At 73.3% G+C, this 14,575-nt stretch carries 13 protein-coding genes and 1 pseudogene; 7 read left to right on the top strand and 7 right to left on the bottom strand.

The features are described 5' to 3' along the window. Positions 1–52: 52 nt before the first annotated feature. On the bottom strand, positions 53–547 hold the full coding sequence (locus F1C12_RS05020; protein WP_185277712.1) for a MarR family winged helix-turn-helix transcriptional regulator: 495 nt from the start codon (positions 545–547) through the stop codon (positions 53–55). 30 nt (positions 548–577) lie between these two features. Here F1C12_RS05020 and F1C12_RS05015 point away from each other — a divergent pair. Then, a pseudogene (locus tag F1C12_RS05015) lies at positions 578–1,342 on the top strand (EamA family transporter); the annotation flags it as partial. A 101-nt stretch (positions 1,343–1,443) separates the two neighbouring features. On the opposite strand, the gene F1C12_RS05010 reads toward F1C12_RS05015, so the two are convergent. Next, complete coding sequence (locus tag F1C12_RS05010; protein WP_185277710.1) at positions 1,444–2,412, bottom strand: Dyp-type peroxidase; 969 nt, start codon at positions 2,410–2,412, stop codon at positions 1,444–1,446. 369 nt (positions 2,413–2,781) lie between these two features. On the opposite strand from F1C12_RS05010, the gene F1C12_RS05005 reads away from it, so the two are divergent. Genes F1C12_RS05005 through F1C12_RS04995 form a run of 3 tightly spaced genes read left to right on the top strand, consistent with a single transcriptional unit; the run spans position 2,782 to position 6,731 of the window. Continuing rightward, entirely contained in the window at positions 2,782–4,101 is a 1,320-nt protein-coding gene (locus F1C12_RS05005; protein ID WP_185277709.1) for a quaternary amine ABC transporter ATP-binding protein, read from the top strand. Continuing rightward, positions 4,098–5,813: an ABC transporter permease/substrate binding protein gene (locus F1C12_RS22830; protein ID WP_219732681.1), complete on the top strand. Its 1,716-nt coding sequence runs from the start codon at positions 4,098–4,100 to the stop codon at positions 5,811–5,813. Before F1C12_RS05005 ends, F1C12_RS22830 begins: the two co-directional genes overlap by 4 nt. Positions 5,814–5,858: 45 nt before the next feature. Next, entirely contained in the window at positions 5,859–6,731 is an 873-nt protein-coding gene (locus F1C12_RS04995) for a metal-dependent hydrolase (RefSeq protein WP_185277708.1), read from the top strand. A 3-nt stretch (positions 6,732–6,734) separates the two neighbouring features. Here F1C12_RS04995 and F1C12_RS04990 read toward each other — a convergent pair whose 3' ends face one another. The 3 genes from F1C12_RS04990 to F1C12_RS04980 all read right to left on the bottom strand — a co-directional run bounded on the left by F1C12_RS04990 (position 6,735) and on the right by F1C12_RS04980 (position 8,143). Continuing rightward, a complete protein-coding gene (locus F1C12_RS04990; protein WP_258046124.1) occupies positions 6,735–7,538 on the bottom strand; it encodes a nuclease-related domain-containing protein in 804 nt (267 codons plus the stop codon). Positions 7,539–7,602: 64 nt separating this feature from the next. Then, a complete protein-coding gene (locus F1C12_RS04985) occupies positions 7,603–7,848 on the bottom strand; it encodes a hypothetical protein (RefSeq protein WP_185277706.1) in 246 nt (81 codons plus the stop codon). Positions 7,849–7,894: 46 nt separating this feature from the next. Beyond that, on the bottom strand, positions 7,895–8,143 hold the full coding sequence (locus tag F1C12_RS04980) for an SCO4226 family nickel-binding protein (protein WP_185277705.1): 249 nt from the start codon (positions 8,141–8,143) through the stop codon (positions 7,895–7,897). A gap of 137 nt (positions 8,144–8,280) precedes the next feature. On the opposite strand from F1C12_RS04980, the gene F1C12_RS04975 reads away from it, so the two are divergent. Continuing rightward, positions 8,281–11,124 (top strand): helix-turn-helix transcriptional regulator, encoded by a 2,844-nt coding sequence (locus tag F1C12_RS04975; RefSeq protein WP_185277703.1) that lies wholly within the window; start codon positions 8,281–8,283, stop codon positions 11,122–11,124. Between the two features lie 52 nt (positions 11,125–11,176). Beyond that, on the top strand, positions 11,177–11,440 hold the full coding sequence (locus F1C12_RS04970; protein WP_258046123.1) for a hypothetical protein: 264 nt from the start codon (positions 11,177–11,179) through the stop codon (positions 11,438–11,440). On the opposite strand, the gene F1C12_RS04965 is transcribed toward F1C12_RS04970, so the two are convergent. Both F1C12_RS04965 and F1C12_RS04960 read right to left on the bottom strand, forming a co-directional pair. Then, a complete protein-coding gene (locus tag F1C12_RS04965) occupies positions 11,428–12,822 on the bottom strand; it encodes a cryptochrome/photolyase family protein (RefSeq protein WP_185277701.1) in 1,395 nt (464 codons plus the stop codon). The genes F1C12_RS04970 and F1C12_RS04965 overlap by 13 nt on opposite strands. A gap of 49 nt (positions 12,823–12,871) precedes the next feature. Then, entirely contained in the window at positions 12,872–13,510 is a 639-nt protein-coding gene (locus F1C12_RS04960) for an MBL fold metallo-hydrolase (RefSeq protein WP_185277700.1), read from the bottom strand. Positions 13,511–13,598: 88 nt separating this feature from the next. Between F1C12_RS04960 and F1C12_RS04955 the strand changes: the two genes are divergently transcribed. Continuing rightward, positions 13,599–14,513 (top strand): diacylglycerol kinase family protein, encoded by a 915-nt coding sequence (locus tag F1C12_RS04955; protein ID WP_185277699.1) that lies wholly within the window; start codon positions 13,599–13,601, stop codon positions 14,511–14,513. Positions 14,514–14,575 lie beyond the last annotated feature (62 nt).

Here is a 14,575-nt window from a genome sequence, read left to right as displayed (position 1 = left end):
GCGCGTCATGCGGCGTCACGTGGCCGACGGCCGGCGCCGCGCCGCGGATCGGTCAGCCGCCGAGCCGCCCCAGCCAGCCGGTCAGAATGCGCTCCAGCGCGCGTGCGTCGGCGGGGGAGAGCTCGTCCACCAGCCGCCGCTCGTTGGCCAGGTGCGCGGTGACCGCGGCGTCGATCCGCTCGAGCCCGTCCGGGGTGAGGGCGACCACCCGGCCGCGGCCGTCCGTGGAGGAGGCGCGCCGCGAGACCAGCCCGGCGCCCTCCAGCCGGTCGATGCGCTTGCTCATACCCCCGGAGGTGACCATCGTGTGTTCGGCGAGCTCGCCCGGGGTGCGCTCGTAGGGGGCTCCCGCGCGCCGAAGCGTCGCGAGCACGTCGAAGTCGCCCTCGGTCAGCCCGTGCTGCGCGTAGACGGCGACCAGCTCGTCGGTCAGCAGCCCGGCGACCAGGTGCAGGCGGCCGATCACGCCCTGCGGGGACGGGTCGAGGTCGGGACGCTCGCGGCGCCACTCCTCCTGGATGCGGGCGACATGATCGGGTGAGCTCACGGTTCCATAATAGCTTCCGCGGAAGCTATTATGTCTTCCATGGAAGGTAAATTCCGCTGGATCGCTGTCACAGCGATCGCGCCCATCGCCTGGGGCTCGACCTACGTCGTCACCCGCGCCGTCCTCCCGGACGCGCCGCTGTGGGGCGCGGTGCTGCGCGCGCTGCCCGCCGGGCTCCTGCTGCTCGCGGTCGTCAGGAGACTGCCGCGCGGGTCGTGGTGGTGGCGTGCTCCGCTGCTCGGAACGCTCAACGCGGGCGGGTTCTTCGTGCTGGTCTACGCCGTCGCGAAGCTGCTGCCGTCGTCGGTCGCCTCGACGGTCATGGCGACCTCGCCGCTGGCCATGATGGGCTTCGGCTGGATGCTGCTGGGCCAGCGGCCTCGGCTGCTCTCGCTGGCCGGTGCGCTCGCGGGAGTCGCCGGCGTCGCGGTGATGCTGCTCGGGGGCGCAGCGCCGGTGGACCCGCTCGGCGTCGCCGCGGCCATCGCGGCCATGCTGCTCTCGGCGGCGGGCTACGTGCTCGCCGCGCGCTGGAGCGACGTCGACGTGCTCTCCTCGACCGCCTGGCAGCTCGTCGCGGGCGGCCTGCTCGTCGTGCCGTTCGCCGTCGCGTTCGAGGGCGCGCCTCCCGGGCTCGACGGGCCCGCCATCGCCGGCTTCGCCTACGTCTCGCTCGTCGCGACGGCGCTGGCGTTCCTGGCCTGGTTCGCGGGCATCCGGCGGCTCGGTCCGGCCGTCGCCGGGCTGGTCGGCCTGCTCAACCCGATCACCGGCGTCGCCCTGGGCGCGCTCGTGGCGGGCGAGTCGCTCAGCGGGCGTCAGCTCCTCGGCGTCGCGATCGTCGTCGCCGGGATCGGCGTGGGGCAAGTCGCGAAGCGCCAGGGCACGCCCCGGGCTCAGTCGCCCAGCGACTCGAGGAACCCGCGCGTCGGGACGAAGAACGTCGTTCCGGTCGCGGCGGTGGAGAAGTCCAGGATGCGGTCGTGGCTGCCGGGCGGGTCCCCGATGAACATCCGCTCCAGCATCCGCTCGATCACCCACAGCTCGCGCGAGTAGCCGATGAAGTACGTGCCGAACTCGCCGTGGCCCGGCCTGCCGAACGGCATGTTGTCGCGCAGGATGTCGTGCTCGACACCGTTCTCGTCGGTGATCGTCGTCAGCTGCTTGTGGGCCTTCTGGCCGTGCTCGACGTCCGGCAGCTCGATGTTCTCCACCTTCGTGCGGCCGATCACGCCCTCCTGCGACGGCACGGGGAGGCGGTCCCAGGAGGCGAGGTCGTGCAGGTACTTCTGCACGACGACGTAGCTGCCGCCGGCGTACGCGGCGTCCTCGTCGCCGACGATCGCGGAGCCCGCCATGTCGCCGCCGGTCGGGTTCGCCGTGCCGTCGACGAAGCCGAGGAGGTCGCGGGAGTCGAAGTACCGGAAGCCGACCACCTCGTCCACCACGGTCACCGCGTCGCCGAGGTTGTCCAGCAGCTGCCGCTCGAACTCGAAGCAGAAGTCGCCGCGCTCGGCCCGGATGTGGAACAGCAGGTCGCCCGGTGTCGCGACGGCCGTGTGGACCGCTCCGCGGATCTCCTGGAACGGGCGCAGCTCCTTCGGCGGCGCGGCGTCGGTCAGCCTGCTCCAGAACGCCGCCCCGACGCCGATGTTGCACGACAGGTGGGCGTTCAGATCGCGGAAGCCGACCGTCTTCACCAGGTCGGAGATGTTCGCCACGACATCCCGCGCGGTCGCGACGGCGTCGGGGGAGTCCGCGACCGTCACGACGAGGAAGACGGCCGCGCGCGAGAGCGGCGCGTCGACGCTCTGCGGCTCGATCGGGACGCGGTGCCAGGCGTGGTCGCCCGTGGAGTTGGCCATGCGCACACTCTGCCGGAATCGCGCGGCGCGCGGAAGGTCCGCCGGCTCCCCGCACCCGGTTTCACCCGCTCTCGATTCGCGGTCGCTGCGAGAACCCTGATAGCGTCGAGGGGCCTCGTGCGCCGGACGACTCGGCGCGGGCGAGGTGAACCAGCCCGCGATCCCGGGCCGTGCGGCCGCACCGGTGGCCCCGCTCGGATCGTACGGTCGGCTGGCGTGGGCGCACCCCGATGGTCGCGCCAGCGATGGCGATTCGCGCGGAAGGCCCGCGCTCGAGTCGTGCTGCCGTCGCCGCATGCCGTCGGCCCGGGCGTGACCAGAGTGCGCGCGTCCACCAGACGCGAGCGCGCACCGCGGAGAGAACACGTTTTGAGCAACACGATCGCCGTCGAGGCGAGGAACATCTTCAAAGTCTTCGGACGCAAACCCCAGGAGTCCGTGCGCCGGCTGCGGGAGGGCGCGAGCCGGAAGGACGTCGCCGGGCTCGGCACGGCCGCCGTCATCGACGCGAGTCTGACCGTGAAGCGCGGCGAGATCTTCGTCGTGATGGGCCTGTCCGGCTCGGGCAAGTCCACCCTGATCCGGCTCCTCAACGGGCTGCTGGAGCCCACGGCGGGCGACGTGGAGGTCATGGGCACCACGATCACTGGCCTCGCTGGCGCGAAGCTCCGCGCCGTCCGCCAGCAGCACATCTCGATGGTGTTCCAGCACTTCGCTCTGCTTCCGCACCGCACCGTCCTCGACAACATCGCCTACGGCCTGGAGGTGCGCGGGATGTCCGCCGCCGAGCGCCGCGAGCGCGCGGCCGAGGTGCTCGAGCTGGTCGGCCTCGGCGGCTGGGGCGACAAGCTCCCCGGCGAGCTCTCCGGCGGGATGCAACAGCGCGTCGGCCTCGGCCGTGCGCTGGCCGCCGACACCGACGTCCTGCTGATGGACGAGGCGTTCTCCGCGCTCGACCCGCTCATCCGCCGCGAGATGCAGGAGCAGCTGCTCGAACTGCAGAGCACGCTCGGCAAGACCATCGTCTTCATCACGCACGACCTCAACGAGGCGATGTTCCTCGGCGACCGGATCGCTGTCATGCGCGACGGCCGGATCGTCCAGACCGGCACGCCGGAGGAGATCCTCACCGACCCCGCGAACGACTACGTCGCCAGCTTCGTGCAGGACGTCGACCGCGCCCGCGTGCTCACCGCCGCGAGCGTGATGGAGCCGGCCCGCGCGCTGGTCACCGTGGCGGGCGGGCCGCGCGCCGCGATGCGGACCATGCGCGACCTCCAGACCTCCGCCGCGTTCGTCGTCGGCCAGGGCCGGCGACTGCTCGGCGCCGTGCGCGACCGCGACGTGATGCGCCAGGTCCGCGACGGCCAGGGCGACCTGACCGAGGCGATCGACGAGGACATCGCGACGGTGTCGCGGGACGAGGTGCTGAGCGAGCTGGTGGAGCCTGCCGTCGGCAGCGCCCTGCCGCTGGCCGTCGTCGACGACCAGCGCCGCCTGCTCGGCGTCATCCCGCGGGTCACCCTGCTCGCGGCGCTCGGGAACGTCTCCAGCGACACCACCGAGATCCCGGTCGTCGTCGAGCCGCCCGCGACCGTGCCGGTGGACGCGATGACGCTGGCCCTGCGGGAGAGCGCCGGCGGCGACCCCATCCCGGTCGGGGCGGACGAGGCGGAGGTGGTCGCGTGAACACGGCGCACCTGATCCCGCTCGGCCAGTGGGCGACCGCGGTCGTCGACTTCGTCACCACCACCTTCGGCGGCCTGTTCGACGTCATCCGCGTGGTCTTCACCGGGATGTACGACGGCGTCGACTGGGCGCTGCAGACGCCGCCGTTCTGGGGCGTCATCCTCATCCTCGCGATCCTCGCGGTCTGGCTGCGCGGCTGGGTGTTCGGCGCGGGCGCCGTGCTCGGGCCCCTGCTCATCGCCGGGATCGGCCAGTGGCCGAACGCGATGGACACCCTCGCGCTCGTGCTGGTCTCCTCGGCCATCGCGATCGCGCTGAGCGTGCCGCTCGGCATCCTGGCCGCCCGGTCGAGGACGGCGTCGGCGATCATCCGGCCGGTGCTCGACTTCATGCAGACGATGCCCGCGTTCGTGTACCTGATCCCGGCGCTCATCCTGTTCCGGGTGGGCGTGGTGCCCGGCATGGTCGCCACCATCGTGTTCGCGATGGCGCCGGGCGTGCGGCTCACCGAGCTCGGCATCCGCGGCGTCGACACCGAGCTGGTGGAGGCTGGCCGTGCGTTCGGCTCGCCGCCGCGCCGCATCCTCCGTCAGATCCAGCTGCCGCTCGCGATGCCGTCGATCCTCGCCGGCGTCAACCAGGTCATCATGCTGTCGCTCTCCATGGTCGTCATCGCGGGCATGGTCGGCGGTGGCGGCCTCGGCCGCGACATCGTCCAGGCGCTCAGCCGGGTGGACGTCGGGCTCGGCTTCGAGGCGGGCATCGCCGTCGTCATCCTGGCGATCATCCTCGACCGCCTCACCGCCTCGGTCGGAAAGGCGCGGCTGCGGATGCCGAAGCGCGCGCTCGCGGTGCTCGGCGCCGGCCTCCTGGTCGTCATCGGCGGGACGGCCGTGAGCGCGGCCTCCACCGCGGGCGGCGACAAGGGCGACGTGAAGGTCGCCGTGTTCAACGGCTGGCCGGAGGGCGAGGCGGCCTCCTACCTGTGGAAGCACGTGCTGGAGCGCGAGGGCTACCGGGTGCAGTTCGAGTACGCCGACGCGGGCCCGGCCTTCGCCGGGCTCAGCACGGGGGACTACGACGTGGCGTTCGACGGCTGGCTGCCGACCACGCACGCGCAGTACATGAAGACGTACGGCGCGCACCTCACCGACCTGGGGGCGTGGAACGACGAGGCCAAGCTGACCATCGCGGTCAACAAGGACGCCCCGATCGACTCGCTCGACCAGCTCGCGTCGCACGCCTCGGACTTCGGCAACCGGCTGGTCGGCATCGAGCCGGGCGCCGGGCTCACCGAGGCGACCCAGAAGAAGGTCATCCCGGAGTACGGGCTCGGGAAGATGGACTACGTCACATCCTCCACGCCCGCCATGCTCGCCGAGCTGTCCAGCGCGATGCAGAAGCACGACAACATCGCGGTCACGCTGTGGCGCCCGCACTGGGCCTACGACCAGTGGCAGCTGAAGGACCTCAAGGACCCGAAGAACACCCTGGGAGCGGCCGAGTCCATCCACTCCATCGCGAGCAAGGACTTCCCGCGGAAGTTCCCGCAGATCGCGACGTGGGTGAAGAAGTTCCACATGAAGTCCGACATGCTCTACTCGCTCGAGAATGCGATGTACAACGGCAAGGCGGACGCCAGCCAGTACGACGGCATCGTCGAGAAGTGGATGAAGGCGCACTCCGCGTACGTGGACTCGCTCACGAAGTAGCCCGCGCCGGGAGGCCGCGGTGGGAGGGTCCCCTACGCTGGAGGGATGACCCTCCCCACCGCGGACACCGCCGTCACCTACCCCGACGGCGACCTCGCCTCCACCGGAACGGTCCTGCACGTCGAGCCGCTCGCAGACGGCCGCAGCGCCGTGATCCTCGACCGCACGGCCTTCCACCCGGTCGACCCGGTCTGGCCCGACCAGCCCGCAGACACGGGCACGCTGACCGTGGGCGGCCGGGTCGTCCCGGTGGTCGCCGCGGTCGTCGGCGCGACGGACGGCACCACGCTGCACGTCGGCGACGCCCCGGTCCGCACCGGCACCGAGGGCTGGGCGTTCCTGGTCTGCCACCTCGTGGACGACGCGACCGGCGTCGAGCCGGGCGCCGCCGTCGAGGTGGCGGTCGACGCGGAGGCCCGCGACGGACTCTCGACCGGCCACACCGCGTGCCACCTGGCCTCGCTCGCGCTGGACGAGGCGCTCTCCGGCCTCTGGACGAAGGAGGTCCCGGTCGACGGCCGCGGCAAGCCGGCGTTCGACCAGCTCGCCATCGCCTCCTCGCGCATCCTCCCGGACGGCTCGGTGGACGAGTACCGCATCGGCAAGAGCCTGCGGAAGAAGGGCTTCGCCGCTGCGGAGCTGCCCGGCGCGCTCGCCGCGGTGACCGACGCCGCCAATGCGCGGCTCGCCGGCTGGGTGGCGGCAGGGGCGGACGTCGCCATCTCGATCGAGCGCGACGGCGACGGGCTGGGGGAGCGGCGGCGCTGGCGGGCCGGGCTCCCGGACGGCGTGGTCGAGATCCCGTGCGGCGGCACTCATCTGCGCTCGCTCGCGGAGGTCGCGGCCATCCGCGTGGAGCTCGACTACGACGTGGAGGCGGCCTCGCTCACGATGCGGACGGCGGCGGTCCCGGTCTAGCGATCAGCGGGTCAGCGCGGGGATCAGGGGGAGCGCGACGGCGACCACGCCGAGCGCCGCCGCGAGGCCCCAGCCGAAGCGCACGAGCTGTGCGTTCCTGACCTCGCGCTCGATCACCGCGAACCGCTCCAGCGTGTCGGAGGAGGAGTCCACCGTACGCCAGGTCGCCGGGTCGTCGAACAGGCGTGCCACGGCGGACGTCGTGGCGGCGTCCAGCACGGCAGGACGTCGCGTCAGCCAGCGCACGAGCCCTTCGGCCCGCAGCACCATCACGCGGCGCGGCTGCTGCCGCACGGTGACCTCTTTGGTCCCGACGAGCGCGACCACGGCCGTCACGGGCGCCACGATGCCCGCCTGGGCGAGCACGCCGCGGACGCGGGAGGCCTCCAGGTCGGAGTTGCGGAGGTACGGCTGCTTCTGACCGGCGACCAGCACCGCGCGCTCGCCCACCCACACGCGTTGTCCACGGTGGTGCTTGGTGTTGACGACGAACACGCCGGCCGGCCCGGCCACGATGTGGTCGACGTCGGCGACCGCTCCGGAGGCGTCAGGGCGTGTGCCGACCGGGATGGCGTGGAAGACGCTCCAGCCCTCGGGCAGCCGGTCGAGCAGCGCGCCCACCTCCCGCTCGCCGAGCGCGCCGGCGAACCAGGGCGCCGTGTCCGCACCGATCGGCGGAGCGCCGAGAGCGCGGGCCAGGGCGGATCGCGGCGGCGACTGCGTGTGCAGACGGACCACCTGCTCCATCACCGCGGCGCCTGCGGCGCGGTCGCGCATGCGCTTCGTGCGCCGTCCGTCGTCGTTCATCCCCGCCAGCGTACGGACGTGCGGGACGGCCTCCCAGTCCCCAGTGAGGGACGACCGCGGCGGCCTACCCCTGGCCGGGTGCCCCCTCGGCGCGGGGCACGTCGGGATCCTCCTCGTCGTCGTGCTCGGAGGAACCGCGCCCGCTGACGCTCAGCTCCTCGTCCGGCAGCCGCTCCTCGAGCGAGTCGTTGCGGCTCGCCACCTCCTCCAGGGCGTCCTCCGGCGTGTCCCCGAGCCCGGAGACCTTGTCCCTCAGCTCGTGTTCGCGGTACTCGGCAGGCTCGGGCGCCTCGTCGTGTCGATCCGTCATGCGGCGCACTCTACGCCGCGTGGGCCTGACCCGCGTGGACCGGGTGTCAGACCATGATGTCGACGGCGTAGACCTGATCGGTGGGGTGGCCGGCCTTCTCGTGCACGCGCATGACCGCCTCCTTGGACGGCCCGGTCGACAGGCAGAACACCTTGCCGCTCTCCGGGTCGAGCCAGGCGGTCTCGAAGTGCACGCCCTCCTCGCCCTCGACCGCCAGGTCGGCGGCGTGGGCTTCGGCGAGCTGGTCCTCCGTGACGCCGACGAATCCATCGTGGATGTCCATGAATCGTGCCATGATCGGCTCCTTCTCCTCGTGCCGCCGGGGATCCTCCCCGCGACGAGAAGGAGTCTCGTCGCGCGCCCGCTTGCGCGGCATCGGTCATCCGACCGATCCCGGTGCTGCGCGGCCGCGCGCGGCGCTATGCTTCGCGCATGGATGCGGCGCCGGCATCGTTCCGGGGCGCCGAACGCGTGTGCCCGGTGTTCGTGGGCAGGCTGGACCTGCTCGCGCTGGCGCGCCGTCGTCAGGCCGCCGCGCTGGAGGGCCGGGGCGGCCTCCTGCTGATCGCAGGCGAGGCCGGGATCGGCAAGTCGAGGCTGATGGAGGAGGTCGTCGCACTCAGCGACGTGCGCCGCGTGCACGCCGACGCGTACGCGGACGACCGCGAGACGCCGGGGATGCTGCTGCTCGGCGTCGCCGCCTCGCTGGCCGAGGCGGGCGACGCACCGGCGGCCGAACGGATCAGGGGACTGGTGCTGCACGGCGACCCGGCGGACGCCGCCGATCCGGCAGCGCGCACCGCCCGGCGCCGTCTCCTGGTCGCCGAGCTGGCCACCACGCTCGCGACCGCGCTCACGCTGCCGACCATTCTGGCTCTGGAGGACGTGCACTGGGCCGACCAACTCGGGCTCGATGTCCTGCGCAGGGTCGCGGTCGCCGTGCGCGAGCGGCCGAGCCTCGTGGTCGCGACGTTCCGCACCGAGGACCCGGAGGTCGCGGCGGAGGCGACCTCCTGGCGGCTCGACCTGGTGGGGCACCGGCTGGCGGAGGAGGTGCGGCCCGAGCGGCTCGGCGCCGACGGGGTCGCGCGCATGCTCGCCGCGATCCGGGGGACCGAGCCGTCCGCCGAGGAGGCCGAGCGGCTGCACGCCGTGAGCGACGGCATCCCGCTGCACGTGGAGGAGCTGCTCGCGGACGGCTTGGGCGGCTTCGGCGGCTCCGACGACCCCGGCGGCGCGCCGGAGACCGTGGCCGCTGCCGTCCTCTCCCGGACGCGCGCGCTGACACCGGCGTCGGCGGCGGTGCTGGACGCGGCGGCGGTGATCGGACGCGAGTTCGACGTGCGGCTGCTCGCGGTGGTCGTCGGCGACGAGCTGGACCGGGCCGCGCGGGAGGCCGCCCTCGACGACCTCGCGGCGCAGCACCTCCTGGTCCGCGCGACGGCGGGCGGCTACGACTTCCGGCACGCCCTCATCCGCGACGCCGTGTACTCGGCCGTCCCGTCCGCGCGCCGGCGCACCCTGCACGGTCGCGTGGTGGACGCCGGCGCCGGCCTGTCCGACGCGCTGCTGTCGCTGCACGCCGAACGGGCAGGGCGCGCGCGCACGGCCTACGCGCTGGCCCGGCGTGCGGCCGAGCGCGCCTCCATGCTGTCGGCGCACCGCGAGGCCGCCGACCTCTACCGTCGCGCCCAGCGGACGATGCCGCTCGCCGTGGAGGGCCGCGACCGCGCCGACCTCCTGCGCAGGCTCGGGGCCGAGCTCGCCGCCGTCGACGCGAACCGGGAGGCCGAGGCCGAGTTCGCCCGCGCCATCGAGCTCTACCGGGCGGCAGGCGTCGCACGGGAGGCCGCCGCGGTCGCGCCGGCGCTCGTCGCCGCCCGGCACCTCCTCGGCGCGGACTGCCCCTCGCGGGTGGCCGACCTCCGCGCCGCGCTCGGCTGGATCGACGGCGACGACGACGCGGAGGCCGTCCAGGTGCGCGGCCGGCTGCTCGCCGCGCAGGCCGCGGCCGCCATGCTCGAGCGGCGGCTGGACGACGCCAGGCGGGTAGCGGAGGAGGCCCGCCCGCTCCTCACCGCGGAGGCCGACCAGATCGGCGTCGACGCCACCCTCGGGTCCGTCCTGGTGTTCGCGGGCGACGGCGACCCGGCCTGGGACCTGCTGCGCACTGCGGCGGAGGAGGGCGCGGCGCACGGCCGGGAGGAGGCGGCGGCCCGCGCGTACCGGATGCTCGGCTCGTCGGCGTCCGTGCTGCTCCAGTACGGGCGCGGCGTGGGGTGGCTGGCCGACGGGATTGCCTACGCCGAGCGCATCGAGCGCTGGAACGACGCCCACTATCTGACCGCGCACCTGGCGCACGTCCGCTGGGCCACCGGCGACCTGCGTGCCGCCGCGGAGCTCGCCGGGCACGCCCTCGCGGACGGCCGCGGCGGCATCACCACCGAGGTCACCGCCCTGCACGTGCTCGGCTATTGCGCGCTGTCGTCCGGTGACCTCGGCCGGGCAGGCGAGCTGCTGCGCCGGGCGGAGGCGATCGGCGAGCGGATGCAGGAGCTGCAGCGGCTGTCACCGGCGCTCTGGGGCCTGGCCGAGACGGCGCTGCTCGCGGGCGACGCCGCCGAGGCCGTCCGGCAGTGCGAGCGCGGCGCGGTCGAGTCGCACCGGGTCGAGGACTCCGCCTACGCCTTCCCGTTCGCGGTCACCGGCGTGCGGGCGTACCTGGCGGCGGGCGACGTCGCCGGAGCGCAGTCCTGGCTGGAGCGGGTCGGCGCCCTGGTCGAGCGACGGCGGATCCCCGGGACGGAGTTCGCCCTGCAGCACGCCGCCGGCCTCCTCGCCCTCCGCGAGCGGCGCCCCTCCGACGCCCGGGAGCTGCTCGGCTCGGCCTCCGCCGGCTGGGACGCGCTCGGCCGCTGGTGGGAGGGGACGCAGGCGATCCTGGACCGCGCCGAGTGCGCCCGGCGCACCCGGAGCCCGGTGGAGGCCGCCGCCCTCGTCGCCGAGGCCCGCACGCGAGCGCCGGGGACGGTGATCGCACGCCGTGCCGACGAACTGGCCGCACGGCTCGCCGAGGGCGTCGTGCCGTCCACGCTCAGCGCACGGGAGGAGGAGGTCGCCGCTCAGATCGCGGGAGGCGCGACGAACCGGGAGATCGCCGCTGTCCTCCACATCGCCCCGAAGACCGTGTCGACGCACGTCGAGCACATCCTCGCGAAGCTCGGCGCCTCCCGGCGGGCGGAGATCGCGGCGTGGGCGGCCGAGCGCAGGGCGTGACGGGGGCGCAGGGCTTGACGGGTGTCGTGCCCGTCGGTCTACCATGCCGCACATGAGCCAGATCGAGACCGGGATCGTCTCCTACACGCTGTCCTCCGACTACTACGCGCAGGTCGGCGCCGACTTCGACACCGAGGCGGTGGACGACGCCATCCTGGCCGAGCTGAACCGCAAGCTTCCGAAGGGGATCGTCGTGGAGCGCAGCGGCAAAGTGCTGGCCGACGAGGAGCTGGCCGACGTCGCGCGCGGGCTGGACTGGCCGGCGCTGCTGCAGCAGATCGACGTGGACCAGATCCTCGCCGATCACGCCCGCTGAGAGCGTTTCACCGTGTCGTAGGCGGCCAGCGCCGCGCGCCGGGACTCGGCCAGGTCCACGACCGGCTCGGGGTAGTCGCCGGTGTCCCAGTCCGGCGCCCAGCGCCGCACATAGTCGCCGTGCCGGTCGAACTTGGTGCGCTGCAGCTCGGGGTTGAAGACCCGGAAGTAGGGCGCGGCGTCGGCTCCTGAGCCGGCGACCCACTGCCAATTGAACGGATTGCTCGCGGGGTCGGCGTCCACCAGGGTGTCCCAGAACCACTGCTCGCCGCGCCGCCAGTCGATCAGCAGGTTCTTGGTGAGGAACGATGCGACCACCATCCGCACCCGGTTGTGCATGACTCCGGTTGTCCACAGTTCTCGCATCCCGGCGTCCACGAGCGGGACGCCGGTGCGACCCTGTTGCCAGGCGCGCAGCACGGACGGGTGCAGGCGCGGCCAGGGGAAGGAGTCGTACTCGCGATGGATGTTGACGGTGGCCAGGTCGGGATGCTCGAAGAGCGTGTGATAGGCGAACTCGCGCCAGCCGAGCTCGGAGAGGAAGGTGGTCGCGGCCTCTGCCACGGCGGCGCCCCGCCTGCCGTCGTCGCGCGCGACCGTGACCGCGTGCCAGACCTGGTGCGGGCTCAGCTCGCCCCAGCGCAGGCGCGGGGACAGCCGGGAGGTGCCGTCGACGCCCGGAACGTCCCGCTGCTCGCGGTAACCGGCCAGGCCGTCGGAGACGAAGGCGTCGAGGTCGGCGTGGGCGTGGCGTTCGCCGGGCTCCCAGGTGTCGCGCAGGCCGGCCGCCCAGTCGGGGTGCGTCGGCAGGAGCCCGAGGTCGTCGATCGGGAGGCCGTCGAGAGCGGGGCCGGGAGTCAGCCGCTCGGGCGCGGGCAGCGGCTTGCGCGGCGCCGGGACGGACTGGCACGCCCGCCAGAACGGCGTGAAGACCGAGAACGGGGTGCCGGACCCGGTGCGGATGGTCCACGGCTCGAAGAGCAGGCTCGCGCCGAAGCTCTCCGCCTCGATCCCGGCCTCCCGCGCGGCGGACTTCACCGCGGTGTCGATCCGCCGCTCCGCGCCGCCGTAGCGGCGGTTCCAGGAGACGGCCGCGGCATCCACGTCGGCGAGGAGCGCGGCGATGGTTTGCTCTGCCGGGCCGCGCAGAACGGTGAGCCGGGCGCCCCGCTCGCAGAGGTCGGCGTCGAGGGAGGTGAGGCTGTGGTGCAGCCACCACCGGGCTGCGCCGCCGGGTGCGCGCAGGCCGGGGGACTCGTCGTCCCAGACATAGACGCAGACGACCGGGCGGCCCGTGCGCGCGGCGGCGTCGAGGGCCGGGTTGTCGGCCACCCGGAGGTCGTCGCGGAACCAGACGACCGCCGGGCGGGAGTCGGCGGTCATCGGCGGGCGCCCACGGGCCGGGTCACTCGGGCGCGTGCGTCGTTCCCACTCACAGGTCGAGCGTGTCGCCCGGCTCGAGGGCGAAGAACTCTCCGCCGTTCTGCTCCGTCGCCCACGCGATCCGGGCGTTCGAGAGGTCCTTGCCCGCGCGCGACAGCACCATCTCGTGGGTGGGGAAGCTGCGCTTCGGCTTCGCCGCCAGCACGTAGTCCATCGTCTCCGCGACCTTCATCCACGGAGCGCCGGCGGGCACCGCCAGCACGTCGAGCTCGACGCCCTCCGGGATGACGAACGAGTCGCCCGCGTAGTAGAGCTCGTCGTTGACCAGCACGCCGAGGTTGTCGACCACCGGGATGCTCTCGTGGATGACGGCGTGCCGCCCGCCGAAGAAGCGGAGCGTGAACGGGTCGGCCTCCACGGTGTCGCCCGCGTGCACAACCGTGATGTCGAAGTCCGCCGCCGCTTTGGCCACGCCTTCCGGGGCGAAGATCTGCACCTCGGCGTTCATCTCGACGACGCGCTTCAGCTGCTCCGGGGTCCAGTGATCGGCGTGCTCGTGCGTGATCACCACGGCCACCGTGTTCGCGGTGTCCGTCAGCGGCGAGGTGAAGCTGCCCGGATCGATGAAGAGCTTCTTCCCGGACTCCTCCAGGAGCAGGGCGGCGTGTTCGAACTTCGTCAGTCTCATGGCTTCATCCAACCTCCACCGGGGACCGCGCGCCAGTTCCGGTCGTGTCGCGCTTCGCCGGACGGCGGCTATGCCATAGTCGTGGTCTATGCCTGTCACCCCTCGGACCGTGGTCGTCGCGGTCAACCCGATGGCGTCGTTCGGACGGCGCCGCGAGGTCGGGCCGCGCGTCGTCGAGCGGCTGCGCGCCGCCGGCCACACCGTGATCCCGGTGGACGAGGCCAACATCGAGCTGCTGCGCCGGGAGACGATCCGCGCCGTGGAGGCCGGCGCCGACGCGCTTGTCGTGGTCGGGGGAGACGGCATGGCGAACCTCGGCATCAACATCGTCGCGCAGACGGAGGTCCCGCTGGGCATCGTGCCGAGCGGCACCGGCAACGACCTCGCCGACGGCCTCGGCATCCCCACCGACGACGCCGACGCCGCGACCGATCAGCTCCTGGAGGCGCTGGGACGCCCGCCGCGCACGATCGACGCCGGGATCATCCGGCACGGCGACAAGCACAGCGAGCTCAGCACCTGGTTCGGCTGCGTCCTCTCGGCCGGCTTCGACGCGACCGTGAACGAGCGCGCCAACCTGATGACGCGCCCGCGCGGCCGCAGCCGCTACGTGTTCGCGCTGCTGCGCGAGCTGGCCGTTTTGCACGCCCGCCCATACCGCATCGTGGCGGACGGCGAGCCGATCGTCACCGAGGCGATGCTCGTCTCGGTCGCCAACAATCGCTCGCTCGGCGGCGGCATGCGGATCGTCCCGCACGCCGACCTCGGCGACGGCCGCCTCGACCTCTTCGTGGTGACGAAGATGTCCCGCCCGCGCTTCCTCCGCCTCTTCCCGAAGGTCTTCCGCGGCGAGCACACCGGCCTGCCGGAGGTCTCCTTCCGCGGACTCAGCACGGTCCGCATCGAGGCGGAGGGCGTCATCGCCTACGCAGACGGCGAGCGGATCGGGCCGCTGCCGGTCGAGGTCGCGGTCGTGCCCGGCGCGTTGCGCGTCCTGGTCTGACGGCCGGTGCGACACTCCCGGGATGACGGCCCCGTTTTGGAGGAAGGCCGCCATCTGTGGCA

This window comes from Leifsonia shinshuensis, assembly GCF_014217625.1.
Lineage (GTDB): Bacteria > Actinomycetota > Actinomycetes > Actinomycetales > Microbacteriaceae > Leifsonia > Leifsonia shinshuensis_A.
Note: the sequence above shows the minus strand (reverse complement) of the source record. Positions and strands in the feature narration are given on the sequence as shown.

Bases quoted from the DNA above. Each gene is read 5' to 3' on its own strand.
- F1C12_RS05010 (WP_185277710.1), bottom strand. From the start codon at position 2,412: ATGGCCAACTCCACGGGCGACCACGCCTGGCACCGCGTCCCGATCGAG.
- F1C12_RS04995 (WP_185277708.1), top strand. From the start codon at position 5,859: ATGACCCTCCCCACCGCGGACACCGCCGTCACCTACCCCGACGGCGAC.
- F1C12_RS04990 (WP_258046124.1), bottom strand. From the start codon at position 7,538: ATGAACGACGACGGACGGCGCACGAAGCGCATGCGCGACCGCGCCGCA.
- F1C12_RS04985 (WP_185277706.1), bottom strand. From the start codon at position 7,848: ATGACGGATCGACACGACGAGGCGCCCGAGCCTGCCGAGTACCGCGAA.
- F1C12_RS04980 (WP_185277705.1), bottom strand. From the start codon at position 8,143: ATGGCACGATTCATGGACATCCACGATGGATTCGTCGGCGTCACGGAG.
- F1C12_RS04975 (WP_185277703.1), top strand. From the start codon at position 8,281: ATGGATGCGGCGCCGGCATCGTTCCGGGGCGCCGAACGCGTGTGCCCG.
- F1C12_RS04970 (WP_258046123.1), top strand. From the start codon at position 11,177: ATGAGCCAGATCGAGACCGGGATCGTCTCCTACACGCTGTCCTCCGAC.
- F1C12_RS04965 (WP_185277701.1), bottom strand. From the start codon at position 12,822: ATGACCGCCGACTCCCGCCCGGCGGTCGTCTGGTTCCGCGACGACCTC.
- F1C12_RS04960 (WP_185277700.1), bottom strand. From the start codon at position 13,510: ATGAGACTGACGAAGTTCGAACACGCCGCCCTGCTCCTGGAGGAGTCC.
- F1C12_RS04955 (WP_185277699.1), top strand. From the start codon at position 13,599: ATGCCTGTCACCCCTCGGACCGTGGTCGTCGCGGTCAACCCGATGGCG.